The sequence below is a fragment of the Myxacorys chilensis genome (assembly GCF_059505265.1).
The window spans coordinates 13675-33686 of the sequence record NZ_JCACKG010000203.1; the positions used below are offsets into that span (position 1 = coordinate 13675).

Annotated in this window: 20 protein-coding genes; 12 read left to right on the forward strand and 8 right to left on the reverse strand. The window is 49.3% G+C overall.

Features of this window, described 5'->3' with window-relative positions; genetic code table 11:
* Positions 1-121: 121 nt before the first annotated feature.
* The 3 genes from AC5JLB_RS19180 to fraC all read right to left on the reverse strand — a co-directional run bounded on the left by AC5JLB_RS19180 (position 122) and on the right by fraC (position 2628).
* The gene (locus tag AC5JLB_RS19180; RefSeq protein WP_495875427.1) at positions 122-925 is read right to left on the reverse strand and encodes an ABC transporter permease; all 804 of its coding nucleotides are present in this window, start codon (positions 923-925) and stop codon (positions 122-124) included.
* Positions 926-1027: 102 nt separating this feature from the next.
* Positions 1028-2056, reverse strand: a complete 1029-nt coding sequence (locus AC5JLB_RS19185; RefSeq protein ID WP_495875428.1) for a DUF5357 family protein — start codon at positions 2054-2056, stop codon at positions 1028-1030.
* A 38-nt stretch (positions 2057-2094) separates the two neighbouring features.
* Positions 2095-2628, reverse strand: coding sequence for a filament integrity protein FraC (fraC, locus tag AC5JLB_RS19190; protein WP_495875429.1), 534 nt, complete (start codon positions 2626-2628; stop codon positions 2095-2097).
* A gap of 191 nt (positions 2629-2819) precedes the next feature.
* On the opposite strand from fraC, the gene AC5JLB_RS19195 reads away from it, so the two are divergent.
* The 6 genes from AC5JLB_RS19195 to AC5JLB_RS19220 all read left to right on the forward strand — a co-directional run bounded on the left by AC5JLB_RS19195 (position 2820) and on the right by AC5JLB_RS19220 (position 7032).
* Positions 2820-3983, forward strand: coding sequence for a cob(I)yrinic acid a,c-diamide adenosyltransferase (locus AC5JLB_RS19195; protein ID WP_495696514.1), 1164 nt, complete (start codon positions 2820-2822; stop codon positions 3981-3983).
* Positions 3984-4098: 115 nt separating this feature from the next.
* On the forward strand, positions 4099-4854 hold the full coding sequence (locus tag AC5JLB_RS19200) for an endonuclease NucS domain-containing protein (RefSeq protein ID WP_495875430.1): 756 nt from the start codon (positions 4099-4101) through the stop codon (positions 4852-4854).
* A gap of 123 nt (positions 4855-4977) precedes the next feature.
* Entirely contained in the window at positions 4978-5175 is a 198-nt protein-coding gene (gene rpmI / locus AC5JLB_RS19205) for a 50S ribosomal protein L35 (RefSeq protein ID WP_495875431.1), read from the forward strand.
* A 118-nt stretch (positions 5176-5293) separates the two neighbouring features.
* Positions 5294-5644 (forward strand): 50S ribosomal protein L20, encoded by a 351-nt coding sequence (rplT, locus tag AC5JLB_RS19210; RefSeq protein ID WP_495696518.1) that lies wholly within the window; start codon positions 5294-5296, stop codon positions 5642-5644.
* Positions 5645-5659: 15 nt separating this feature from the next.
* Positions 5660-6448: a transporter substrate-binding domain-containing protein gene (locus AC5JLB_RS19215; protein ID WP_495875432.1), complete on the forward strand. Its 789-nt coding sequence runs from the start codon at positions 5660-5662 to the stop codon at positions 6446-6448.
* Positions 6449-6498: 50 nt separating this feature from the next.
* Complete coding sequence (locus tag AC5JLB_RS19220; RefSeq protein WP_495875433.1) at positions 6499-7032, forward strand: tetratricopeptide repeat protein; 534 nt, start codon at positions 6499-6501, stop codon at positions 7030-7032.
* A gap of 105 nt (positions 7033-7137) precedes the next feature.
* Here AC5JLB_RS19220 and hslO read toward each other — a convergent pair whose 3' ends face one another.
* Positions 7138-8040: an Hsp33 family molecular chaperone HslO gene (gene hslO / locus AC5JLB_RS19225; RefSeq protein WP_495875434.1), complete on the reverse strand. Its 903-nt coding sequence runs from the start codon at positions 8038-8040 to the stop codon at positions 7138-7140.
* 219 nt (positions 8041-8259) lie between these two features.
* Between hslO and bchD the strand changes: the two genes are divergently transcribed.
* Positions 8260-10305, forward strand: coding sequence for a magnesium chelatase ATPase subunit D (gene bchD, locus AC5JLB_RS19230; protein WP_495875435.1), 2046 nt, complete (start codon positions 8260-8262; stop codon positions 10303-10305).
* On the opposite strand, the gene AC5JLB_RS19235 is transcribed toward bchD, so the two are convergent.
* From AC5JLB_RS19235 to AC5JLB_RS19250, 4 genes are all read right to left on the reverse strand, one after another.
* Positions 10302-10505, reverse strand: a complete 204-nt coding sequence (locus tag AC5JLB_RS19235) for a hypothetical protein (RefSeq protein WP_495875436.1) — start codon at positions 10503-10505, stop codon at positions 10302-10304. The two genes, bchD and AC5JLB_RS19235, sit on opposite strands and share 4 nt — an antisense overlap.
* A gap of 91 nt (positions 10506-10596) precedes the next feature.
* On the reverse strand, positions 10597-11733 hold the full coding sequence (locus tag AC5JLB_RS19240; RefSeq protein WP_495875437.1) for a CO2 hydration protein: 1137 nt from the start codon (positions 11731-11733) through the stop codon (positions 10597-10599).
* A gap of 25 nt (positions 11734-11758) precedes the next feature.
* Complete coding sequence (locus tag AC5JLB_RS19245; RefSeq protein WP_495875438.1) at positions 11759-13309, reverse strand: NADH-quinone oxidoreductase subunit M; 1551 nt, start codon at positions 13307-13309, stop codon at positions 11759-11761.
* Between the two features lie 36 nt (positions 13310-13345).
* Positions 13346-15181 carry an NAD(P)H-quinone oxidoreductase subunit F gene (locus tag AC5JLB_RS19250; protein ID WP_495875439.1) on the reverse strand — a complete coding sequence of 612 codons (1836 nt, stop codon included), beginning with the start codon at positions 15179-15181 and terminating at the stop codon, positions 13346-13348.
* Positions 15182-15752: 571 nt separating this feature from the next.
* On the opposite strand from AC5JLB_RS19250, the gene AC5JLB_RS19255 reads away from it, so the two are divergent.
* The 5 genes from AC5JLB_RS19255 (at position 15753) to ccmN (ending at position 19973) form a co-directional block, all read left to right on the forward strand.
* Positions 15753-16061 (forward strand): carbon dioxide-concentrating mechanism protein CcmK, encoded by a 309-nt coding sequence (locus tag AC5JLB_RS19255; RefSeq protein ID WP_495875440.1) that lies wholly within the window; start codon positions 15753-15755, stop codon positions 16059-16061.
* Between the two features lie 71 nt (positions 16062-16132).
* Positions 16133-16474: a carbon dioxide-concentrating mechanism protein CcmK gene (locus AC5JLB_RS19260; RefSeq protein WP_017290237.1), complete on the forward strand. Its 342-nt coding sequence runs from the start codon at positions 16133-16135 to the stop codon at positions 16472-16474.
* Between the two features lie 6 nt (positions 16475-16480).
* On the forward strand, positions 16481-16780 hold the full coding sequence (ccmL, locus tag AC5JLB_RS19265) for a beta-carboxysome shell vertex protein CcmL (protein WP_495875441.1): 300 nt from the start codon (positions 16481-16483) through the stop codon (positions 16778-16780).
* Positions 16781-17076: 296 nt separating this feature from the next.
* The gene (gene ccmM / locus AC5JLB_RS19270) at positions 17077-19200 is read left to right on the forward strand and encodes a beta-carboxysome scaffolding protein CcmM (protein WP_495875442.1); all 2124 of its coding nucleotides are present in this window, start codon (positions 17077-17079) and stop codon (positions 19198-19200) included.
* 101 nt (positions 19201-19301) lie between these two features.
* Complete coding sequence (ccmN, locus tag AC5JLB_RS19275; RefSeq protein WP_495875443.1) at positions 19302-19973, forward strand: beta-carboxysome scaffolding protein CcmN; 672 nt, start codon at positions 19302-19304, stop codon at positions 19971-19973.
* The last annotated feature ends 39 nt before the right edge of the window (positions 19974-20012 follow it).

The window sequence follows — 20012 nt, forward strand, 5'->3', positions numbered from 1 at the left end:
TCAACCATCCTACCGAGATCTGCTGACCGATTAGGGCGATTTGATGGTTGCCTTGATTAAAGCCTTATTAAAAGCCTGATTAATAGAAGATACGTGTGAAGAGGATTTAGAATCGCAGCGGTTAAAATTCGCGGGCGGAGAATAGGAGAGACGCGATCGCGAGAACAAATACAATATACAGCACAGCATAACCTGCGTTGACAATCAATACATCCGGGCTGGGAATCAGATTGTAGACGGCCTGATTTTTGAGATCGAGTCGCGAGAAATCAGGTAGCACAAGATATAAGCCTTGAGTTGCCGCTTCGATTGAAGGATTTTTAGCGAGTTTGCCAAACTTGACAATATCTTGACTAAACTGCCCCATTAAGAAAACGCCGAATGTAAAAAGCGTCGCTAAGAGCGAACTCGTGCAGACTCCAAAACTGAGCGCGATCGCGGTAATTAGCGACAGTTGTAAAAACAGGAAGCTAGACGAAATTAATAAGTCTCGCAAAGAGAAGGGCACGTTCGCGACCTGTAAAATCGTGATATTGATCGCCGTCATCGCGGTGACTAGAACGGCAAGTACCCCCGATAAGCCCCAATGCTTCCCAACGATGAATTCAACGCGGCTGACTGGTTTTGCAATTAAAACGAACACCGTCCGCTTCTCAATTTCTTTGTTGATTAAACCTGTTCCCACAAAGATTGCAATCATCAACCCTAGCACCGACATGGCGGCAAGCCCTAGATCGAGCAAGATTTTTTTCTCGGTCGCTGCTGCAATTTCGGGCAGCAATCGGTAGGCCGGAATCATAGCTACCGCATAAAACCCTACGAGGTAGAGAATGCGATCGCGAATGACTTCGCGAAACACGTTCGTTGCGATCGTCCCAATTCGTCCAAACGTGCTACCGACACCCATGCCTACACTTCTATTCATCGCGGTTTCCAGTTCTATATAGGAAGAGACGCGACGGCGCACATCTCTCCAACACGATACTGGGATTTTCTAAAATCGCTCCAGTTTTTTCTGGGTTTCAGCTTAAGGCTGTGGAAGCGAATCAGGAGAACTCGCCGCTCCACATTGCACCGTTCCCAATGACCGAATTTGCTGTGCCGAAAGAGCTGGGGGAGTCGGAGAATTGAATTTAAGCTGCTCAGGCGTACTGACTTGCCGAGCTTGAGAAATGCGGCAGGTCTTTGTGAGGGAATATTCTGCGGTGCGGGCACTGGGGCCTTGCCAAATTGCTCGCATCTCCAAATCATACGCATCGGATATAACGCGGGCATTGAGATTCCATAACTGATTTTCGGCAACGCGTGACAGTTGAGCAAATGCCTCATCTCGTACTGTCGGAAATTCCTGATCTAAATTCGACAGCCACCGCTCGACCTCTGCCCAGGGTTTGCCCTCAAGCTGCGATTTGAGCGCTTTTTCGGCAGCATCCAAATAGTCAACTCCGCGAGACAACTCAAGGCGTTTCTCAGGCGGTTGCAGTTCTCTAACAAAGGCACTTTGCTCAAATCCTTGCGCTCGAAAACTAGGATACTCAGCCAGCCAATCTTGCACTTCAAAATACAACTGAAACCAGCAGCTAATTAGCAGGTTAGCGAGTAAGACCAGAATGATGTTTTGCCGATTAGCGGGAGTCGGAGTGGTGTAAATGGGGCTTTTGGTTTTGGGATCGGACTGAATGAATTTAGGAATTGACCAAACGATCGCAGAAATCGGAGGCCAGCTCACAAAAGCTGTAGGTGCTGGAATCGCTCTTCCTTCCCAAGTTCCAAATAGGTAGATACAAATCAGTGCCCCGACAATCCACGGCCCGATAAAAAGCTCGTAGATCTTCAGCTTTTTCTTCACGTCAGGTTCGTAAACAAACCACCACGTCCCCAAAATCAGAAAGACCCAGCCCAAGGACGAAATAATTCTCTCTGCAATTTGCGGTGGTGCTTGGGAGGTCAGTGCGGCGGTCGCTGCCGAAAAAATGCTCAAAAAGATGAGAGTCTGCCAGGATGCCCATTGGGGAGGCTGCATCCGTTTGCGAATTTGATCGAAAATATCTCTCATAGATTGGAACATGGGACGTGGAGAATCTCGGCGGCTGTTTAGTAATTGGTAGGCGGGAGAATGGTACGGACGGCGATGAGAAAGGTAATTGCACTAAAGCTGGCTGCATTGGCCCAAAGCACACCTAAGGCTCGGTTCGGAAGCTCGGAAAAGGTCTGGCGATGCGCCGTTCGTCCTCTAAACTTTATCGGGTCTTGGACTTCAACAGTAGACGGTTTCCGAATTCCTAAAATCTGATCTAGCCAGTTGATTGTCTGAACCTTGAGTAGAAATGTGCCGATGAAGATACTGAATGCAAGTCCAATTAAGAGAGCGGGACTGTTGATGCGATCGTAAAAAATGTAGCCAATCAACTGCACTCGCCAACTAGGTGGCAGCGACGACTCCGCTGTAAAGAAAACCAACCATCCGACAACTGTTGATGCCAGGTTCGCAGTGGCGGCATACTGAATACTGGTTTTTTGACCAATTCCTAAATATTTTTGGAGAACGATCGACTCAATAGCGATCGCTAGCACAATAAATAGTAGCTGAAACAAAATTGCTCGTAAGGGCAACACATCCGTGAACATTGGCAACCTGTCCCCATGCTAGACATCAAGATTCTACGGCGAGTTGGACGGTTTGGGACATATTAACTGTAGAGATGAGTAGATGAGCTAAGGATAAATAGCGTATATTTGAACTACGCTATATGTAGCGTTTGTGCGATACTAAACGGGCAGAAAAAGCCTTCCTGAGATATCCAGCACAAGCCACTACAATGAACGTACAGGTCAAAACCACAACAGCTATGACGAGAACCGGAATTGGGATTCGGACAGCGCAGACTCGATCGGAACGCCTAACGGGACAAATTCATGTTTACGATGGTGCGGGTAAAGGAAAGTCTCAGGCCGCGCTAGGTGTAGTGTTGCGATCTATTGGTCTGGGCATCCAAACCTTTTCGCAAACTCGTGTGCTGCTATTGCGGTTTCTCAAAGGTCCTGGTCGAATCTACGATGAAGATGCGTCGATCGAAGCACTGCAACGGGCGTTCCCACATTTGATCGATCAAGTCCGCACAGGACGAGCGGAATATTTTGGGGCAGATGAGATCACCAAGTTTGATCGACAAGAGGCGCAGCGGGGATGGGATGTCGCGAAAGGCGCGATCGCATCCGGTCTCTATTCAGTTGTGGTGATGGACGAACTCAACCCTGTACTAGATTTAGGGTTACTTCCAACCGATGAAGTGGTGAAGGCGCTAAAGCGCAAACCCGATCACATGGAGGTCATTGTTACAGGTCGGGGTGCGCCTCAAGGATTAATCGATATTGCAGATCTTCATTCTGAGATGAAGCCTCACTATCATTCCTTTGTGAAAGAATCCGGAGTTGCAGGCATTGAAATCTACACGGGTGCGGGCAAAGGCAAATCGACCAGTGCGCTCGGAAAAGCTTTGCAAGCGATCGGCAAGGGCATCAGCCAAGATAAATCTCATCGCGTGTTGATTATGCAGTGGCTCAAAGGCGGAGCGGGCTATACCGAAGATGCAGCGATTCAAGCTTTGCGCCAAAGTTATCCCAACTTGGTTGATCATCAGCGATCGGGGCGAGATGCGATCGTTTGGCGCGGTCAACAGCAGGAACTTGATTATGTCGAAGCAGAACGGGCCTGGGAAATTGCGAGAGCTGCGATCGCATCGGGTCTCTACAAAACCATCATTCTGGACGAACTTAATCCCACGGTTGATTTAGAACTTCTGCCCGAAGAACCGATTGTGCAAGCGCTGTTGCGGAAACCGAAAGACACTGAAATTGTGATTACAGGTCGCTGTAAAAATCCACCTGCTTATTTTGATTTAGCCACCGTTCACTCTGAGATGATCTGTCACAAACATTATGCAGAGAAAGGCATTGATCTCAAACGCGGCGTCGATTTTTGAGCCTTGTTTCTTGCATTCTAAGGCAGAGTTAGAAACTCCATTCAATCGACATCGGCAATTCACTAGTAAGACTGCATTTTGGGATTACTGGTGAAGTGTTGAATGGTGTGTTGATATGGCGATATATGAAAAACCAGTGCGATTCCTGATGAAGGATATGGTGAATGCTTTCGGTTTGCAAACTGGTCAAAGTTTTTTAAAACGGCAGGCGGTTGATTGGTTTGCACAACAGTATCCGAAGGTCAAAAGAGGAACGGTTACAGCCCATTTAATTCGTCTATCAACAAATGCTCCAGGTAGATTGCATTACCAACCAAAACCTGGAGAAGATGACCTATTTTTTCAGATCGATAGTAACCGTTTCCGTTTGTATGATACCCAGCAAGATCCAGCACCAGTCTATAGTGCAGCCAACAGTACGTTACAAAAGCTAGAGAATGTAAAGAAAGAAATAGATCTTGGAATCTCGACAGAATTCGCGTATGAGTCTGATCTGCGTGATTATCTTGCTAAGAATCTGCAAGTTATCGAGTCAGGATTGAAACTCTATGAAGAAGAGGGAATCACAGGCGTTGAGTTTCCGGTTGGTGGTCGCTTCGTTGATATTCTGGCAATCGATTCCAAAGGCGATTTTGTCGTTGTTGAACTCAAAGTATCGCGTGGATACGATCGCGTGATTGGACAACTGCTGCGTTACATGGCGTGGATACAGAAAAATCAAGCGGATTTAGGGCAAAAGGTTCGAGGCATTATTGTAGCTAGAGAAATCAGCAAGGACTTAATACTTGCTTGTTCTTTGATACCCAACATTGAGCTGTTTGAGTATGAATTAGCTCTTTCGCTCAAGCAAGTTCATTCAGTCGCAATCTGAAATATGGATTTTTAGGATCTCGCAAAACGATCGCTCTCGTAGATATGGGATAGATATTGCTCTTGCATATCTGGCTTATCCCATAGTAGGATAGAACCTTGTGTCGAATTCTGGAACAATCCCATGCCAAAGCTAAAAACCCGTAAGTCTGCTGCCAAGCGATTTAGAACAACTGGAAGTGGTAAATTTTTGCGCCGCCAAACGCACAGAGCGCACCTTTTAGAGCATAAGGGCACAAGCCGCAAACGCCGCCTTTCTGGAACGGTTGTAGTGAACGAGCGCGACGCGGAGAACGTGCGGTTGATGCTGCCATACGCATAGAGCTTAGCAAAATAGAGCTTAGCAAAGCAGAACTGACAACGGGATTGTTCAAGGTTCTGAGAAGACGTTCTGTAGAGGACGTTTAGCCAAAATTTAAATTAGTTAAGGAAGTTTCATCATGGCACGGGTTAAGCGCGGTAACGTTGCTCGAAAGCGCCGCAAGAAGATTTTGAAGATGGCAAAAGGATTTCGGGGTTCTCACTCGACTCTTTTTCGGACTGCCAATCAGCAGGTGATGAAGGCATTGAGAAATGCCTATCGCGATCGCCGCAAGAAAAAGCGCGATTTTCGTCGTCTGTGGATCACTCGCATTAATGCAGCAGCGCGGCAACATGGCATGAGCTACAGCCAATTGATCGGCAAGCTCAAAAAAGCTGATGTTCAAATCAATCGTAAAATGCTCGCTCAACTCGCAGTCATCGACCCGGCTGGGTTTGCAAAAGTACTAGAACGAGCCGCAAGCGTATAAGACGCGGCGCTTGTCATGCGTAAAACGGTTGCTAGAGTATTTGGATTTATGATTTTGGGGGCGCAATGGTTTGTTCCCCCTTCTTTGTTGGCAGCCGATCTCAAAACGATCGTGGCTCGCGATCGCCTAATTGTTGCGGTCAAAGATAATTTGCCTCCCCTCGGATTTTCTCAGCAGGGAAGGCTGCTAGGCTTTGAAATCGACATTGCCAACCGTCTCGCGCAAGACTTGTTAGGACGATTAGATGCCGCTGAACTAAAGCCTGTCAACAATCGCGATCGCATTGCTGCGGTGATTGATGGCCGCGTTGACCTGGCGATCGCGCGAGTTACAAATACAACAACGCGATCGCGAATTGTCAGCTTCAGCGCACCCTACTACCTGGATGGAACAGGATTGATCACTCGATCCATGTCGCTCCAGAACGAAACCGATTTGACAAATCAAACGATCGCCGTGTTGAACGGCTCTAGTACGATCGCTACGCTGCGCTACAAATTGCCCCAACTCAAACTCGTCGGAGTCGAGTCCTATAAGGCGGCGCAACAGTTGTTAGACGCGGGTACAGCGGATGCGTTTGCGGCGGATGTGTCAGTATTGACTGGATGGGCGCGAGAACAGTCAGGCTATCGGGTTTTGCCGTTGCGCCTCTCGACCGAAGCTCTTTGCGTGGTGTTGCCCAAAGGGGTTCAGTACACCGAGTTACAGCAGCGAGTGAATGGCGCGATCGCTCGGTGGAAAACTGAGGGTTGGCTTCAGCAACGGGCGAGCTATTGGGGACTTCCTTGGGCTACCCTGAGATAAGGGAGAAACGCCCGCGTCTTGCTTCAACTTAATTTACGCTCGGTAAAGCTATGAATAGTGACACTTCATTTCCACTCCTTTATATTTCGCTGTTGCTATTGCTGTTGGGGGCTGCTGTCGTCTTTGTCGCCAGACAAGTGCTTAAAACTCGGCGGGTCGAGAGTGCGCTGTCTCGCTTGCAAAAGAAGCTGAGCAAGGAGAAAGGCACAGCTGAAGAATATTATGAATTGGGCAGCATTCTGCTCGACAAACGATTGTTTGTGCAAGCGATCACACAGTTTCAGAAAGCGATAAAGGCGGAAACGCTAGAAGGACAAGATCTGGCAGCTGTGTATAACGCGCTAGGATTTGCCTACTTTGCTCAAGAACAATACGATTTGGCACTCAAGAACTACAAGGAAGCGGTCAAACTCGCGCCCGACTATGTGACTGGCTGGAATAACGTAGGTCACGCTTACGAGCGCAAACAGTTAGCCGGACCTGCATTAGAGGCATATGAGGAAGCGCTCAAGCATGACTCTAACAACCAAACAGCTAAGCGCCGAGCAGAGTCGCTACGCAAACGATTTGTCCCATCTGCTTAATTCAAACTTGATCCAAAAATAGGCAAGGATGTGTAAACTCCTTGCCTATTTTTGTGTTTCCTCATTCGATGTGATCGGTGGAACTGAGCCGCGATCGCACATTGGCTAAGAACGAGCTTCGACCTGAAGCTCATCAATTAAACCTGCCAGGTGCTTGCTGTCTGCCTTGTACACCTCATTGCAGAAATGGCACGTCGCTTCAGCCCCATCGTCTTTCTCAATCATGTCTTGCAGTTCCTCTGTGCCCAACAGCTTAAGCGCGCCTAAAACGCGATCGAAGGAGCAGCCGCAATGGAACCGCACAATCTGAGTTTCTGGCAAAATTTCTAAGCCCAAGTCGCCTAACAATTCTTCAAAAATGATGGGCAGCGTCTTCCCAGCTTGTAGCAGGGGCGTAAACCCTTGCAGCTTCGCGATGCGAGATTCGAGCAGCGTAACTAGTGCTTCATCTGTTGCCGCCTTTGGCAAGATTTGAACCAGTACACCGCCTGCCGCTTGCACACCGTTGACATCCACAAACACCCCCAAAACTAGGGCAGAAGGAGTTTGTTCAGACGTCACTAAATAGTTCGTTAAGTCATCTCCGATTTCACCAGAAACCAACTCAACCGTACTGGAATAGGGATATCCATAGCCCACATCCCGGACGACGTAGACATATCCCTCATGACCTACAGCTCCTCCGACATCTAACTTGCCTTTATTGTTGGGTGGCAACTCCACATCAGGATTATCGACATAGCCGCGCACTGTTCCATCTGTCCCGGCATCGGCCATAATTCCACCCAACGGACCATCACCCCGAATCCGAATATTGACTCTTGATTCTGCCCGTTTCATGCTAGATGCGATCAGTAGCCCTGCTGCCATCGTCCGGCCCAAAGCAGCCGTTGAAACATAGGAAAGCTTGTGGCGTTGTCGAGCTTCATCTGTCAGCCGCGTCGTGATCACTCCGACCGCTCGAATGCCTCCTTCTGCCGCCGTTGCCCGAATTAACTGGTCAACCATGAAAAACCCTTACATTTCTGTCTAAAGCGTTCTACTCAATTGTAACGATTTCGTTTACAAGTGCTGCGCGGGGAGAGATGACGAATAAGCGAGCGATCGCTTAGCTATATCAGTTGTGAGGATTAGAGAATAGCGTGAAGCTTAGTGTGAAGCAGTCTGACAGGCGAAATCAGCCGCAAAACTTGGTAGAGTGAAGATCCGAATCACTATGCACCCTTCATGCCTGCCACGATCGATTCTCGCGTTACCGCGTTTCCCCTAGCCGCTGTTATTGGTCAAGAAGCAATCAAATTAGCTCTGTTACTTGCTGCCGTTGATCCGGGGCTAGGCGGGGTTGTGATATCTGGACGCCGAGGTACCGCTAAGTCGGTGATGGCACGTGCCATTCATGCCCTGCTGCCGCCGATTGAGGTGGTTCAAGACTCGGTTAGTAATTGCGATCCGGCGAATCGTGATGAGTGGGATGATTTTACGATCGCGCGGTTTCAAGCCGAATCAGACGTTCCGACGGCTGTAATTCGTGCGCCGTTTGTGCAGATTCCGCTGGGCATCACAGAAGATCGGCTGTTGGGTTCTGTCGATGTGAGCCAGTCGATTCGGCAAGGCGAAACGGTGTTTCAGCCAGGGTTGTTAGCCGAAGCCAATCGAGGTGTGCTGTATATCGATGAAATTAATCTGCTCGACGATCAAATCTCGAATTTGCTGTTGAGTGCTCTGACCGATGGACGTAATCAGATCGAGCGGGAAGGCATTAGTTTTCAGCATCCCTGCCAACCGCTATTAATTGCAACCTATAACCCAGAAGAAGGAACGTTGCGGGAGCATTTGTTAGATCGCATTGCGATCGCGCTCTCGGCTGATATGGTGTTGGGACTCGACGATCGAGTGCAAGCGGTCGAGCAAGCCACGCGTTATTCTGACTCTCCCCAAGATTTTCTGACTCAATACAGCGACGATATTGATGCGCTCAAGACGCAGATTCTGTTAGCGCGAGAATGGCTTAGCGATGTCCAAGTTACGTCTGAGCAAATTCAATATCTTGTTGCCGAAGCTTTGCGGGGTGGAGTTCAGGGACATCGGGCAGAACTATTTGCGCTGCGAGTCGCGAAAGCTCATGCCGCTTTGGATGGACGAACTCAAGTCAGCGCTGAAGATTTGCGTCGCGCTGTTGAATTGGTGATCGTACCGCGATCGACCATCGTTCAAACACCACCCGAAGAGAATCCGCCTCCTCCGCCCCCGCCGCCTCAAAGTCAAGACGAGCCGCAAGACGAGTCTGATCAAGACCAAGAGGAAGAGGAAGAGGAAGAAAAGGACGAGTCTGAAGAAGACCAGCAGCAACCGCCTAATATTCCAGAAGAATTTGTGTTTGATCCAGAAGGCGTAATTCTCGATCCGGAGGTTCTCTACTTCGCGCAAATGGCGACCAGGCAGGGCAAATCAGGTAGCCGTTCGATTGTGTTTTCCGACGATCGCGGACGATATATCAAGCCGATGTTACCGAACGGAAAAGTGCGGCGAATTGCGGTCGATGCAACGCTGCGATCGGCGGCTCCCTATCAGCGATCGCGGCGGCTCCGGGCGGAAGAAAGCCAGTCGTCTCGGAAGCGGGTGTTTGTGGAGGAAAGCGACATTCGCGCTAAACGGCTGGCGCGTAAATCGGGAGCTTTGATTGTGTTTGTTGTCGATGCTTCTGGTTCAATGGCGCTGAACCGGATGAATTCTGCGAAGGGTGCCGTCCTGCAACTTCTGACGGAGGCGTATCAAAATCGAGATCAGGTGTCTCTGATTCCGTTTCGAGGCGAGCAAGCCGAAGTTCTCTTGCCGCCAACCAAATCAATTGAAGCGGCTCGTCGTCGGTTGGATCGCTTACCTTGTGGAGGCGGTTCCCCGTTAGCGCATGGATTGACGCAAGCTGTTCGGGTTGGTCTGAATGCGAAACAGTCGGGTGATATTGGTCAAGTTGTAATTGTGGCAATTACCGATGGACGTGGCAATGTCTCATTAGCGCGATCGCTGGGAGACACAATTCCTGACGGCGAAAAACCCGACATCAAAGGTGAACTGCTCGAAATTGCAGCGAAGATCCGGGCGCTGGGCATTCAGCTTTTGGTGATTGACACAGAGAACAAGTTTGTGTCCACTGGCTTTGCTAAAGAACTCGCTAAGCAATCGGGCGGTAAATATTACCATCTGCCGAAGGCGACGGATCAAGCGATCGCGGGAGTTGCCCGGAGTGCCATCAGCGATATGAAAGCTCGCTAAGCTTTACAAATCGATTCATTCATTTTAGCCAGGGCGACGCGATCGCTATATTCCAGTCCTAAAATCAACGGCGCAATTACCTCGATCAACGAGTCGTGACGATCGCAGATAAATTTTTGAGGAGCAATCGAAAGATTGAGTATCCCTGGAAAAAACGGCGTCCGCTCTAACTCTAGAGATTGGAAAGCAAGAGTTTGCATTTCGATTTTCCCTAATGACGCGTTATCCAGGGACAACAATACCTGTTATGACAAAACGATTCATTTCGTCTGCATCTAGCGACACCGCGCCTTACATTTCACAAACTTGTACATAGGCAATGCGCGAATCTGTCAACTTATCCATCCATCCCTCTAAGTATTTGCGATTAGCTTTTTGTTCCTGCGGATCTTCTGTATCCATCGAATGAGGTGCTAACCCTAGAATTGCTGCGGTTGTGACGCAAAACATCGATTTTTGAAAGCTTACACAAATCATCACTCGTAAGTCTTCCTCACCCCGTAACGAACGGCGGTAGAACTGATGCAAATACTCCGGCACATGATGGCGTAAATCTTGCATCAATAGCGTGGGCGGAATTCCAGCCCCGCCCACTGGCAACGGATCGGCGTAAAGCACACCATAGGAGAAGCGTTCGGGTTCTGAGGGGATGGCTCTTGCCTGAGCGTTGTAGGAAACGGTTCCCATAAATGGGAATGATTTGAAAAAAACAGCTTCCACATAAGGAACGGCTGTGTCCATTAAGAAGGTTAGCCCTGCTGATTTTGGCAGGATGTCATAGGATTGACCGTCGATATTCACAGCATAGGTAATGGGCAGACTAGCGCTCTTTACCAATCCCTCTTTAACCAAGGCAACAACCTCTGGAATCGACGAAATTTCTCCCGCATCATAGCGATCGCTCAGTTCCGTAAAGATATCGCTCATGACCCGCCAAAATTGACCCAGCCCACTGTAATACGCCAGCAGCCGGACTTGCTCGATTAAAAATTCTGGGAATGCTTTAGACAACCCTTGCATCAGCAGATTTCCTTTGAGCTTTGCCCCGATCGCGGCTTGTGCCAGGGCAACAAATTCGGGCGTATCTAAGTAAGCGTCTAATCCGCCGCCGCCATGCCAAAACATTGCCTTCATGCAGTATTCAGCAAACTCGTAATTAAAGCGATCGTGCCACCAATGCTGAAACAGCTTCTTAGCTGAAACGTCTCCATTAAAATATTTGAAAAACGGAAACAACACTAAAAACTGATGCTCAGCAATGTAGTTAAGATTGTTGGAGTAAGCATCTAAAACAACGGCATAACTCTTGAGAACGCCAACCACTTCGAGAACGTTTTCCTCCGAATCGGGCAATAGCGCACCGCCAGATTCTAACGTTTCAATGATTTCAGCCAGTGGGTGCTTCGATCGCGCACGGGTGCTAACCATAGCTTCTCCTAGATAAACGGACGAATTAATTTAACCGAACAGGCAAAGGATTCTCAGATACTGCTGGCGTGAGCGGTAGATCTATAGTTTTAGGATTGGGTAGATGGGCGGCGACTGTGGTGAAGTCATTGATTACAGCAGTGGTGGTTGTTTCTATCCAACGCACCATCCAGTTGGGTTGCAGTCCTAAAATTACAATGATCAACGCCAGCCCAAATCCGGGCAAGCGCTCCGACCAACTAACTCGCGGCAAATTTGCCAACGCATCTGGCAATCGACCAAAAAATACTTTATTGACGAGTAACAGAAAATAGACGGCAGTTAGCCCAGTTCCAACCATTGAGAGCAGGGTTTGTACAGGAAACACCTCAAAGCTGCCTCGGAAAATCAAAAATTCTGAGATGAAGCCCGTCATACCCGGAATTCCAGCGCTTGCCATCACTCCAGCTACCATTAAGCTGCCAATGATCGGCAGTCCACGTTCTGGTGTCATCAATCCTTGCAGAATGTTGATATCGCGAGTTCCAGTCGTTTTGTAGACGACGCCGACCAATACAAACAGCAAACCAGAAATTAAACCGTGGCTCACCATTTGAAAGACGGTTCCCAGCAAACTAATCGGCGTTGCGGCAGCGACGGCTAACAGAATAAATCCCATGTGCCCGATCGAACTGTAGGCAACCATTTTTTTCATGTCGGTTTGCGCGATCGCGGTGAATGCCCCAAACAGTACGCTCACCACAGCCCAGCCTGCCAACCAAGGGGCTAATACTGACCACGCCTGCGGGAACAGTTCTAAGCCAAACCGGATCAATCCGTAGGTTCCCAATTTTAGAAGAACACCTGCCAATAGCACCGAAATCGGCGTCGAAGCTTCAACGTGAGCGTCAGGCAACCAGGTGTGAAACGGAAATAGCGGAATCTTAATCCCAAAGCCAATTAAGATTCCCCCCAACAAGATAATTTGAGCCGTGAGTGGCAATCCTTGAGACATCAATGGATTGTATTCAAACGTGTTCGAGCCGCTCAGCCAGACCAGGCCCAAGAAGGACATCAGAATCAAGATGCCAGAAATTGCCGTGTAGATTAAAAATTTTGTTGCCGCATATCCTCGTCTTGTGCCGCCCCAAATTCCGATCAACAAATAAAGGGGAATCAGCTCTAATTCGTAAAACAAGAAAAACAGCAGCAAATTGTGCGCTAAAAAAGCACCTGCTACGGCAGAGTTAATAATTAAAATCAGCAGATAATACAATCGAGGACGTTGGATGGACGTATCGCTACACCACAGCGCAACGATCGTCAGCAAATTGTTCAGAATGACCAACGGCAACGATAGCCCATCAATTCCCAGGCGGTAGGTCAAGCCTAAAGAGTCCAGCCAAGGAATATCTTCTTGAAACTGGAGCCCAATATCAATGACATCAAATTGAGTGGCGATGTACAACGACCACGCAAATACAATGCTGATCGAGGCAATAGCAAGCGATCGCAAGCGGCTAGACGACACCGAAGCAGGCAACAACCCGATCACCGCCGCGCAGAAGATCGGAATCCAAATCAGGGCACTAAGCATAGACAACCTAGAGTAGATAGAAATTGAAAGTAGGGTTTACCAAAACGATCGAGTTAGGATTGCTCCTAGTAGTGCAACTCCGATCAGAATGGTCAACATATAAGCTTGATACTGACCAGAGACGCTGTACTTCAGACTTTCCCCACTAAAGATCGACGCTAGGCCAACCAGATTGACAAATCCATCAATCACATAGCGATCGCACCACGAACTAAAGCGAGAGATCGAACTAACGACCCAAACAACGCTGACCCGGTAGAGCCGGTCGATATAGAAGTCATACGACAACATATCCTGCAAAAATCTGAGCGGAGCTTGAACTGGGCGTGTCCACGTATGGTTGAGTTTCAGCAAAGACCCCACCACACAACCTGCCAATCCAGAGCCAACCAGTAACACCACTCCCGGCACATTGACTAAGCCGAACGCTGGCAGTAGCGTTAATTCGTTTAGAATCGCCGGAATCAGAAGCGTCAGCACGATCAGCGTCACGATCGGGACTGCCATTGTCCAAGGCACCTCTGGAGCGCGACGAGTTTTAGGTTGGGGTTCCCCTAAAAAGACTAACCGAAAGACTCGGGTGAGACTAAGTGCTGTCAGTCCATTCACCAACAAAATAACGGCGACCAACCACGGTGCAACTAACCAGAAATCTTCGATGCCTCGCTGAAGCGCCCAGAAGCCACCTAAGGGAAATAATCCAATTAGCCCCGCCGATCCGACGACAAATGCACCTGTTGTGGCAGGCATTTTCTTCCATAGACCGCCCATTTCGGTCAGGTCTTGGCAGGTTGTCGTCATAATGATTGAACCGATGCTCATAAATAAGAGAGCTTTCGCGATCGCGTGGGCAAACAGCAAGATAAACGCGAAATCTGTCCAGCCGACGCCAACCGCAATAAACACCAATCCAAGGTACGCACTGGTAGAGTGGGACAACGCTCGTTTAATGTCAATTTGGGCGAGAGAAACAAGCGATGCTCCGATCGCCGTCATCGTTCCCAGCGCAATTGTCGCGCCTGAAGCAACCGGCGATAACACAATAATGGGCTGAAGCTTGATCAACACGAATGCGCCGCATCCGACCACAACAGAATTTCGTAGAATCGAAGCGGGATTAGGTCCCTCCATTGCTTCATCGAGCCATAGGTGCAATGGAAACTGAGCGCATTTTCCGGTTGGTCCGGCAATCAGCGACAGTCCAATCAAGGCGGCGACGAGTGGAGCCGGTTGAGCGGTTTCTGCCCACTGGTATAAATCCGAGAAATTAAGACTACCCGAATACGTGGATAGCGCAACAACACCCATTAACAGTAGGATGTCTCCCACACGCTTGGTTAGGAAAGCGTCTCGGGCTGCCGTTACAACCAAGGGCTGTGCGTACCAAAATCCAACCAGTAAATATGTGGAGAGCGTCAATACCTCCAGCAGAGCGTAGGTGAGCAATAGTGAATCACTTAACGCAATTCCACACATTGCCGCTTCAAAAAATCCCATCAGCCCAAAAAATCGAGCCAGCGCCCAGTCTTTCTCCAGGTATCCCAGAGCATATACCTGAGCTAGCAGGCTTAATCCTGTCACTAGCTCCATCGCGCCTACGCTAATGGATGAAAGCTCCAGTGCAAACGAGAGGTCTAGCCCAGCGGCTTGCAACCACTGAAACTCGAGATACTGGGGCGGCTGTCCCCAAACCGCATTAAACAGAAATGTTCCGTGAATTAGTGCGATCGCGGTGGTCAAAATATTTAAATAAGCAGCGGGTCGGGGTCCTGTTCTGCGAATTAATCCGACTGCCCACGGCAGAGTCAAAATCGCGGCTAGAAGCCCATAACAGGGAACCCACCAACTTGTATTAATGAGGAACTGATGCAATGAAGCCTCCCCTTGCCCTAACTAAAATAGAACTGACAAAAACATTCCCCAAGCTCAAGCGAGACCTCAGGGAGATAACTTACTGGTGTTATGACTATCGAGAAGTTACCAACAAATATTGTTTGAATTTCTTAAGATTCAGCTTACCGTCTAATCTGAGCAAATGTAAAACTCGCGAGATAGATAGCTTCTATCGTAGCAAGAAGTAAACGTTTACATATAAATGTAACTTATAGTTGAAAAAGATGTTGATTTCCAGAATGAAAAACTGCCTGGTAGGATGCAGTTTAATCGGTCAACGCTTCCTGTTGCAGCCGAATGATCCCGTCCACTCTGGGAATGGGCGACAAGCTAATAGGTAGCAAACAAAAGCGCGATCGCGCTTTCATAAGCCTATCCTATAGGTTAAATTTGCAAGTATTATTGAACTTTATATTGTCAAGTGTGAACGTCGGTCTTATTCTTAATAGAGAAGGTAGGAATAGCTTAACAAACCTTTACATCATGGGCGATCCCGTTGAAATAGCAGCGTGGATTGGTATGATTAGTTTCACTTATCAGGAGATTTCCAATGCCCATTGCTGTGGGAATGATTGAGACGCGGGGATTCCCGTGTGTCGTGGAAGCCGCAGACGCGATGGTGAAAGCCGCTCGCGTTACGCTGGTAGGCTACGAAAAGATCGGGAGCGGTCGCGTCACGGTGATTATTCGGGGTGACGTATCTGAAGTTCAGGCGTCTCTGGCAGCCGCGATGGAAGCGGTCAAGCGAGTCAATGGCGGGGAAACAGTTTCAACTCATGTGATCGCGCGTCCCAGCGAGAACCTAGAATACGTATTGCCGATTCGATATACCGAAGCGGTCGAGCAGTTCCGTAGTTAACTCGCTAGTCGCGGCTAGCGGTTCGTTTAATTTCAAGATTATCTTTTACAGATTGGAAGGGAGAATTTCAAATGGCTATTGCAGTTGGCATGATCGAGACTCTAGGATTTCCTGCCGTAGTAGAAGCTGCGGACGCGATGGTAAAAGCCGCTCGCGTAACCTTGGTCGGTTATGAAAAGATTGGAAGCGGCCGCGTCACGGTGATTGTTCGGGGTGACGTGTCTGAAGTACAGGCATCGGTTGCAGCTGGCATCGAGAACGTAAAGCGCGTTAACGGCGGACAAGTTTTGTCTACACACATCATTGCTCGCCCTCACGAGAACCTAGAGTATGTTCTACCTATTCGCTACACGGAAGCTGTGGAGCCGTTCCGTGAGAGCGTCAGCGGAATTCGCCCTCTTAACCGTCCGTAACGCCTGATGCAAATTGCGAAAGTTCGCGGAACCGTTGTGAGTACGCAGAAGGAGCCAAGTTTAAGAGGAGTCAAGTTTTTACTGGTGCAACTCTTAGACGATGCGGGAGAGCCACTTCCAGTTTACGAAGTAGCGGCTGACAATGTTGGCGCAGGCATTGATGAATGGGTTCTAGTCAGTCGGGGCAGTGCTGCCCGTCAGATTCCTGGTAGTGAAAGTCGCCCCGTTGATGCGGCGGTGATTGGCATTATCGATACCGTGAGCGTGGATAATCGCTCGTTGTACAACAAGGGAACGCAGTACTAGAAACCCTTCGTCATGTGCGTTTGGTTCTGCCAGGTTTCATGCGATCGCGACAGAAAGCTAGTCCGTAATTTCTAATTCGCTCCTTTGGTCATTTAAGCATCGGAGCGATTTGTCAAACCTAGGGTGATGAGCGCGCTCCGATGATGAATCGAGGGCGAGAAATGGCTTTCTGACCTTCAGGTTGATTTGGGAGTTGCGCCTTCGGTCTTGCGCCTTGCGCTAACCGCTTCGTTTTCTGCGCAATCGTTTCTCTGCGGGAAATACAGTGCATTAGGCTTCAGTTAGGAGATCTTGTTATGGCAGCCCGGAATGCGGCTCCGCCTACGCCTTCGCGCAGCTTAGCCGAGCCGAAAATTGATGAGACAGCTTACGTTCATTCGTTTTCTAACATTATTGGCGATGTGCGGATTGGCGCAAACGTCTTGATCGCGCCCGGAACTTCAATTCGAGCCGATCAGGGGAATCCGTTTCATATTGGTCAACACACCAATGTGCAAGACGGGGTGTTGATTCGCGGCTTAGAGCAGGGCAGAGTGATCGGAGATGATGACCATTCCTATTCAGTTTGGATTGGAAATCACACCTCGATCGCTCACATGGCATTGGTTCATGGACCTGCCTATATTGGCGATCAATGTTTTATCGGCTTTCGTTCGACTATTTTTAATGCACGGGTGGGCGATGGGTGCGTGGTGATGATGCACGTCCTGATTCAGGATGTGGAAGTGCCGTCTGGCAAGCTTGTGCCGTCAGGGGCGATCATTACAACTCAGGAGCAAGCGGACCGATTGCCAGACGTTCGAGAGCGCGATCGCGCGTTTGCTGCTCATGTGGGAGGCATCAATGAAGCGTCGCGGCTGCAAGACAAGCTCCCTTCGGGAGTGCAGGGCAAGCTCCCTTCGGAATCGGGCTATTACTGCGCCGAAACTACGAATGGCACTAGCCCGATCAACGAAAAAAAATCAACTCGTACACAGCAAACCACTGCCTCCAGTAGTGCTACCAATGGATCAACTATGAACGGCGAAATTATTAACCATGTTCGGCAATTGCTGGCGCAGGGCTACCGGATCGGGACAGAACACGCTGACCAGCGTCAGTTTCGGACTAGCTCTTGGAAAAGTTGCGCTCCGATTCAGACCAGCAATGAGTCTGCGGTTTTGGCAGAATTACAATCCTGTTTGGCAGAACACGGCGGCGAGTATGTCCGCTTAATTGGCATCGATCCAAAAGTGAAGCGACGGGTTCTTGAAACCATTATTCAGCGTCCGGGTGAAGCCCCTGCCAAGCTTTCGTCTAACGGCGGATCGTACTCCTCCCAGTCTTACAAGAATCCCACAGTCACTCGGCCTCCGTTGTACACGCCTGATTACAGCCATCGCGGCGCACTTGATCCAGCGATCGCGGCTCAAGTGCGACAAGTGTTAGCGAAAGGCGGACGGATTGGTATGGAACACGCCGATGAGCGTCGCTTCCAAACGTCTTCCTGGAAAAGCTGCACCCCGATTAGCGCCACAAACGAATCGGCGGTGATGGCTGGGCTGCAAGCGTGCATGGCAGAACACCAGGGTGAGTATGTCCGTTTGATCGGCATTGATCCAAAAGTGAAGCGCCGAATTTTAGAAGCGATTATTCAACGCCCCGGTAATAAGCAGGTGACGCAGCACACCAAGGCATCCTCATCTGGAGGCGCTGCTTATGGTGGTGGATCTTACGGAGGCAATACTCCTGGTGGAGCTGCTCTTGGGGGTAGTATCGCTGAGCAAGTGAATCATTTGGTGGTTCAAGGTGCAACGATTGGTTTGGAATACGCAGATGAGCGTCACTTTAGAGCCAGTTCTTGGCAAACCGCTCCAGTGATGCATGGCAATTCAGCGGCTCAGGTGATGAATGCCCTGAACTCGTTCCTAGCAGAACATCAGAAACACTACGTTCGGCTTGTCGGTATTGATCCAAAAGCGAAAAAGCGGGTTACGGAAACGATTATTCAGCGTCCGGGCAAGCCTGCCTCTACTAATGGAGCATCTTCTGGCTCAGCTTCTAGCTACGGTGGATCTCACCGCAGTCAATCGCAACACAGTCAATCGCAACACAGTCAATCAAGCTATGGTGCGTCCTCAGGGCATCAGAATAGTTCCTCGAATGGCAGTGGTCGCTTGAACTCAGATGCGGTGAATCAAATCCGTCAATTCGTCAATCAAGGCTACCGGATCGGCTTAGAGTACGCCGATCAGCGTCGTTACAAGACGAGTTCTTGGCAAACGGCAGCTAGTGTTCAGGCGCAGCGAGATTCAGATGCGATCGCGAAGATTGAATCGACGTTAGCCCAACATCCTGGCGAGTACGTCCGCATCATTGGTGTCGACCCGAACAGCAAACGGCGGATGGCGGAAGTGTTGATTCAGCAACCCAAGAAGTGAGGTTTGAGTTTAGGTTTTGGAGCGATCCGAAGGACTTCGGGCCGCGAATCGCAACTCTAGAATCTGAACTTAACCTTCCGAACTCCAAAATGGTGTGATTTATGATGCACTCTCCGCCCCCACAACTGCATCCAATCAGTACGACTCACTCCTATATGAGTGGTGATATTACGGTTGGTGAAGGGGCAGCGATCGCGCCGGGTGTATTGCTGCAAGCAGATCCTGATAGCCGAATTGTAATTGGCGTTGGGGTCTGTATTGGCATGGGTTCGGTCATTCATGCGAGTGGCGGAACCCTCACTATTGGAGAAGGAGTGATGATTGGGGCGGGCGTGTTGATTGTAGGCGTGATGGCGATTGGCGATCGCGCTTGCATTGGTTCTGCCACGACTGTTTTTAATCGCAACATTGGCTCTGGCGCAATGATTCCTCCTAGTTGTTTAATCTGCGCGGAGTCTGATACTACCCCGGAATCAGCACCGTCTGACCCGTGGGATGACCGCTCAGAAGCCTCTGCTAAACCGTTTTCCCAGAACGGACAGCCGAAAGCGGAACCATCTTCAGAAAATGGTCAGTCGAAACAATTTTCAACATCAGAGTCTAAAGCAGAACCAGAGACCAAAGAATTTGTTTCAGAGGAACCATCCAAAGAAGCTGCCCCTGGTTCTGCGCTCGTTCAAAAATCTAATTTGCAGGCTGGTGTGTACGGTCAGGTTTACGTCAATCAGCTTCTCGGCAAACTGCTGCCAAATCATAATTCTGGTCAGGGCTGATGCACTAGCGCAGTGTTCTACGTTACTCCGTAGTGATCG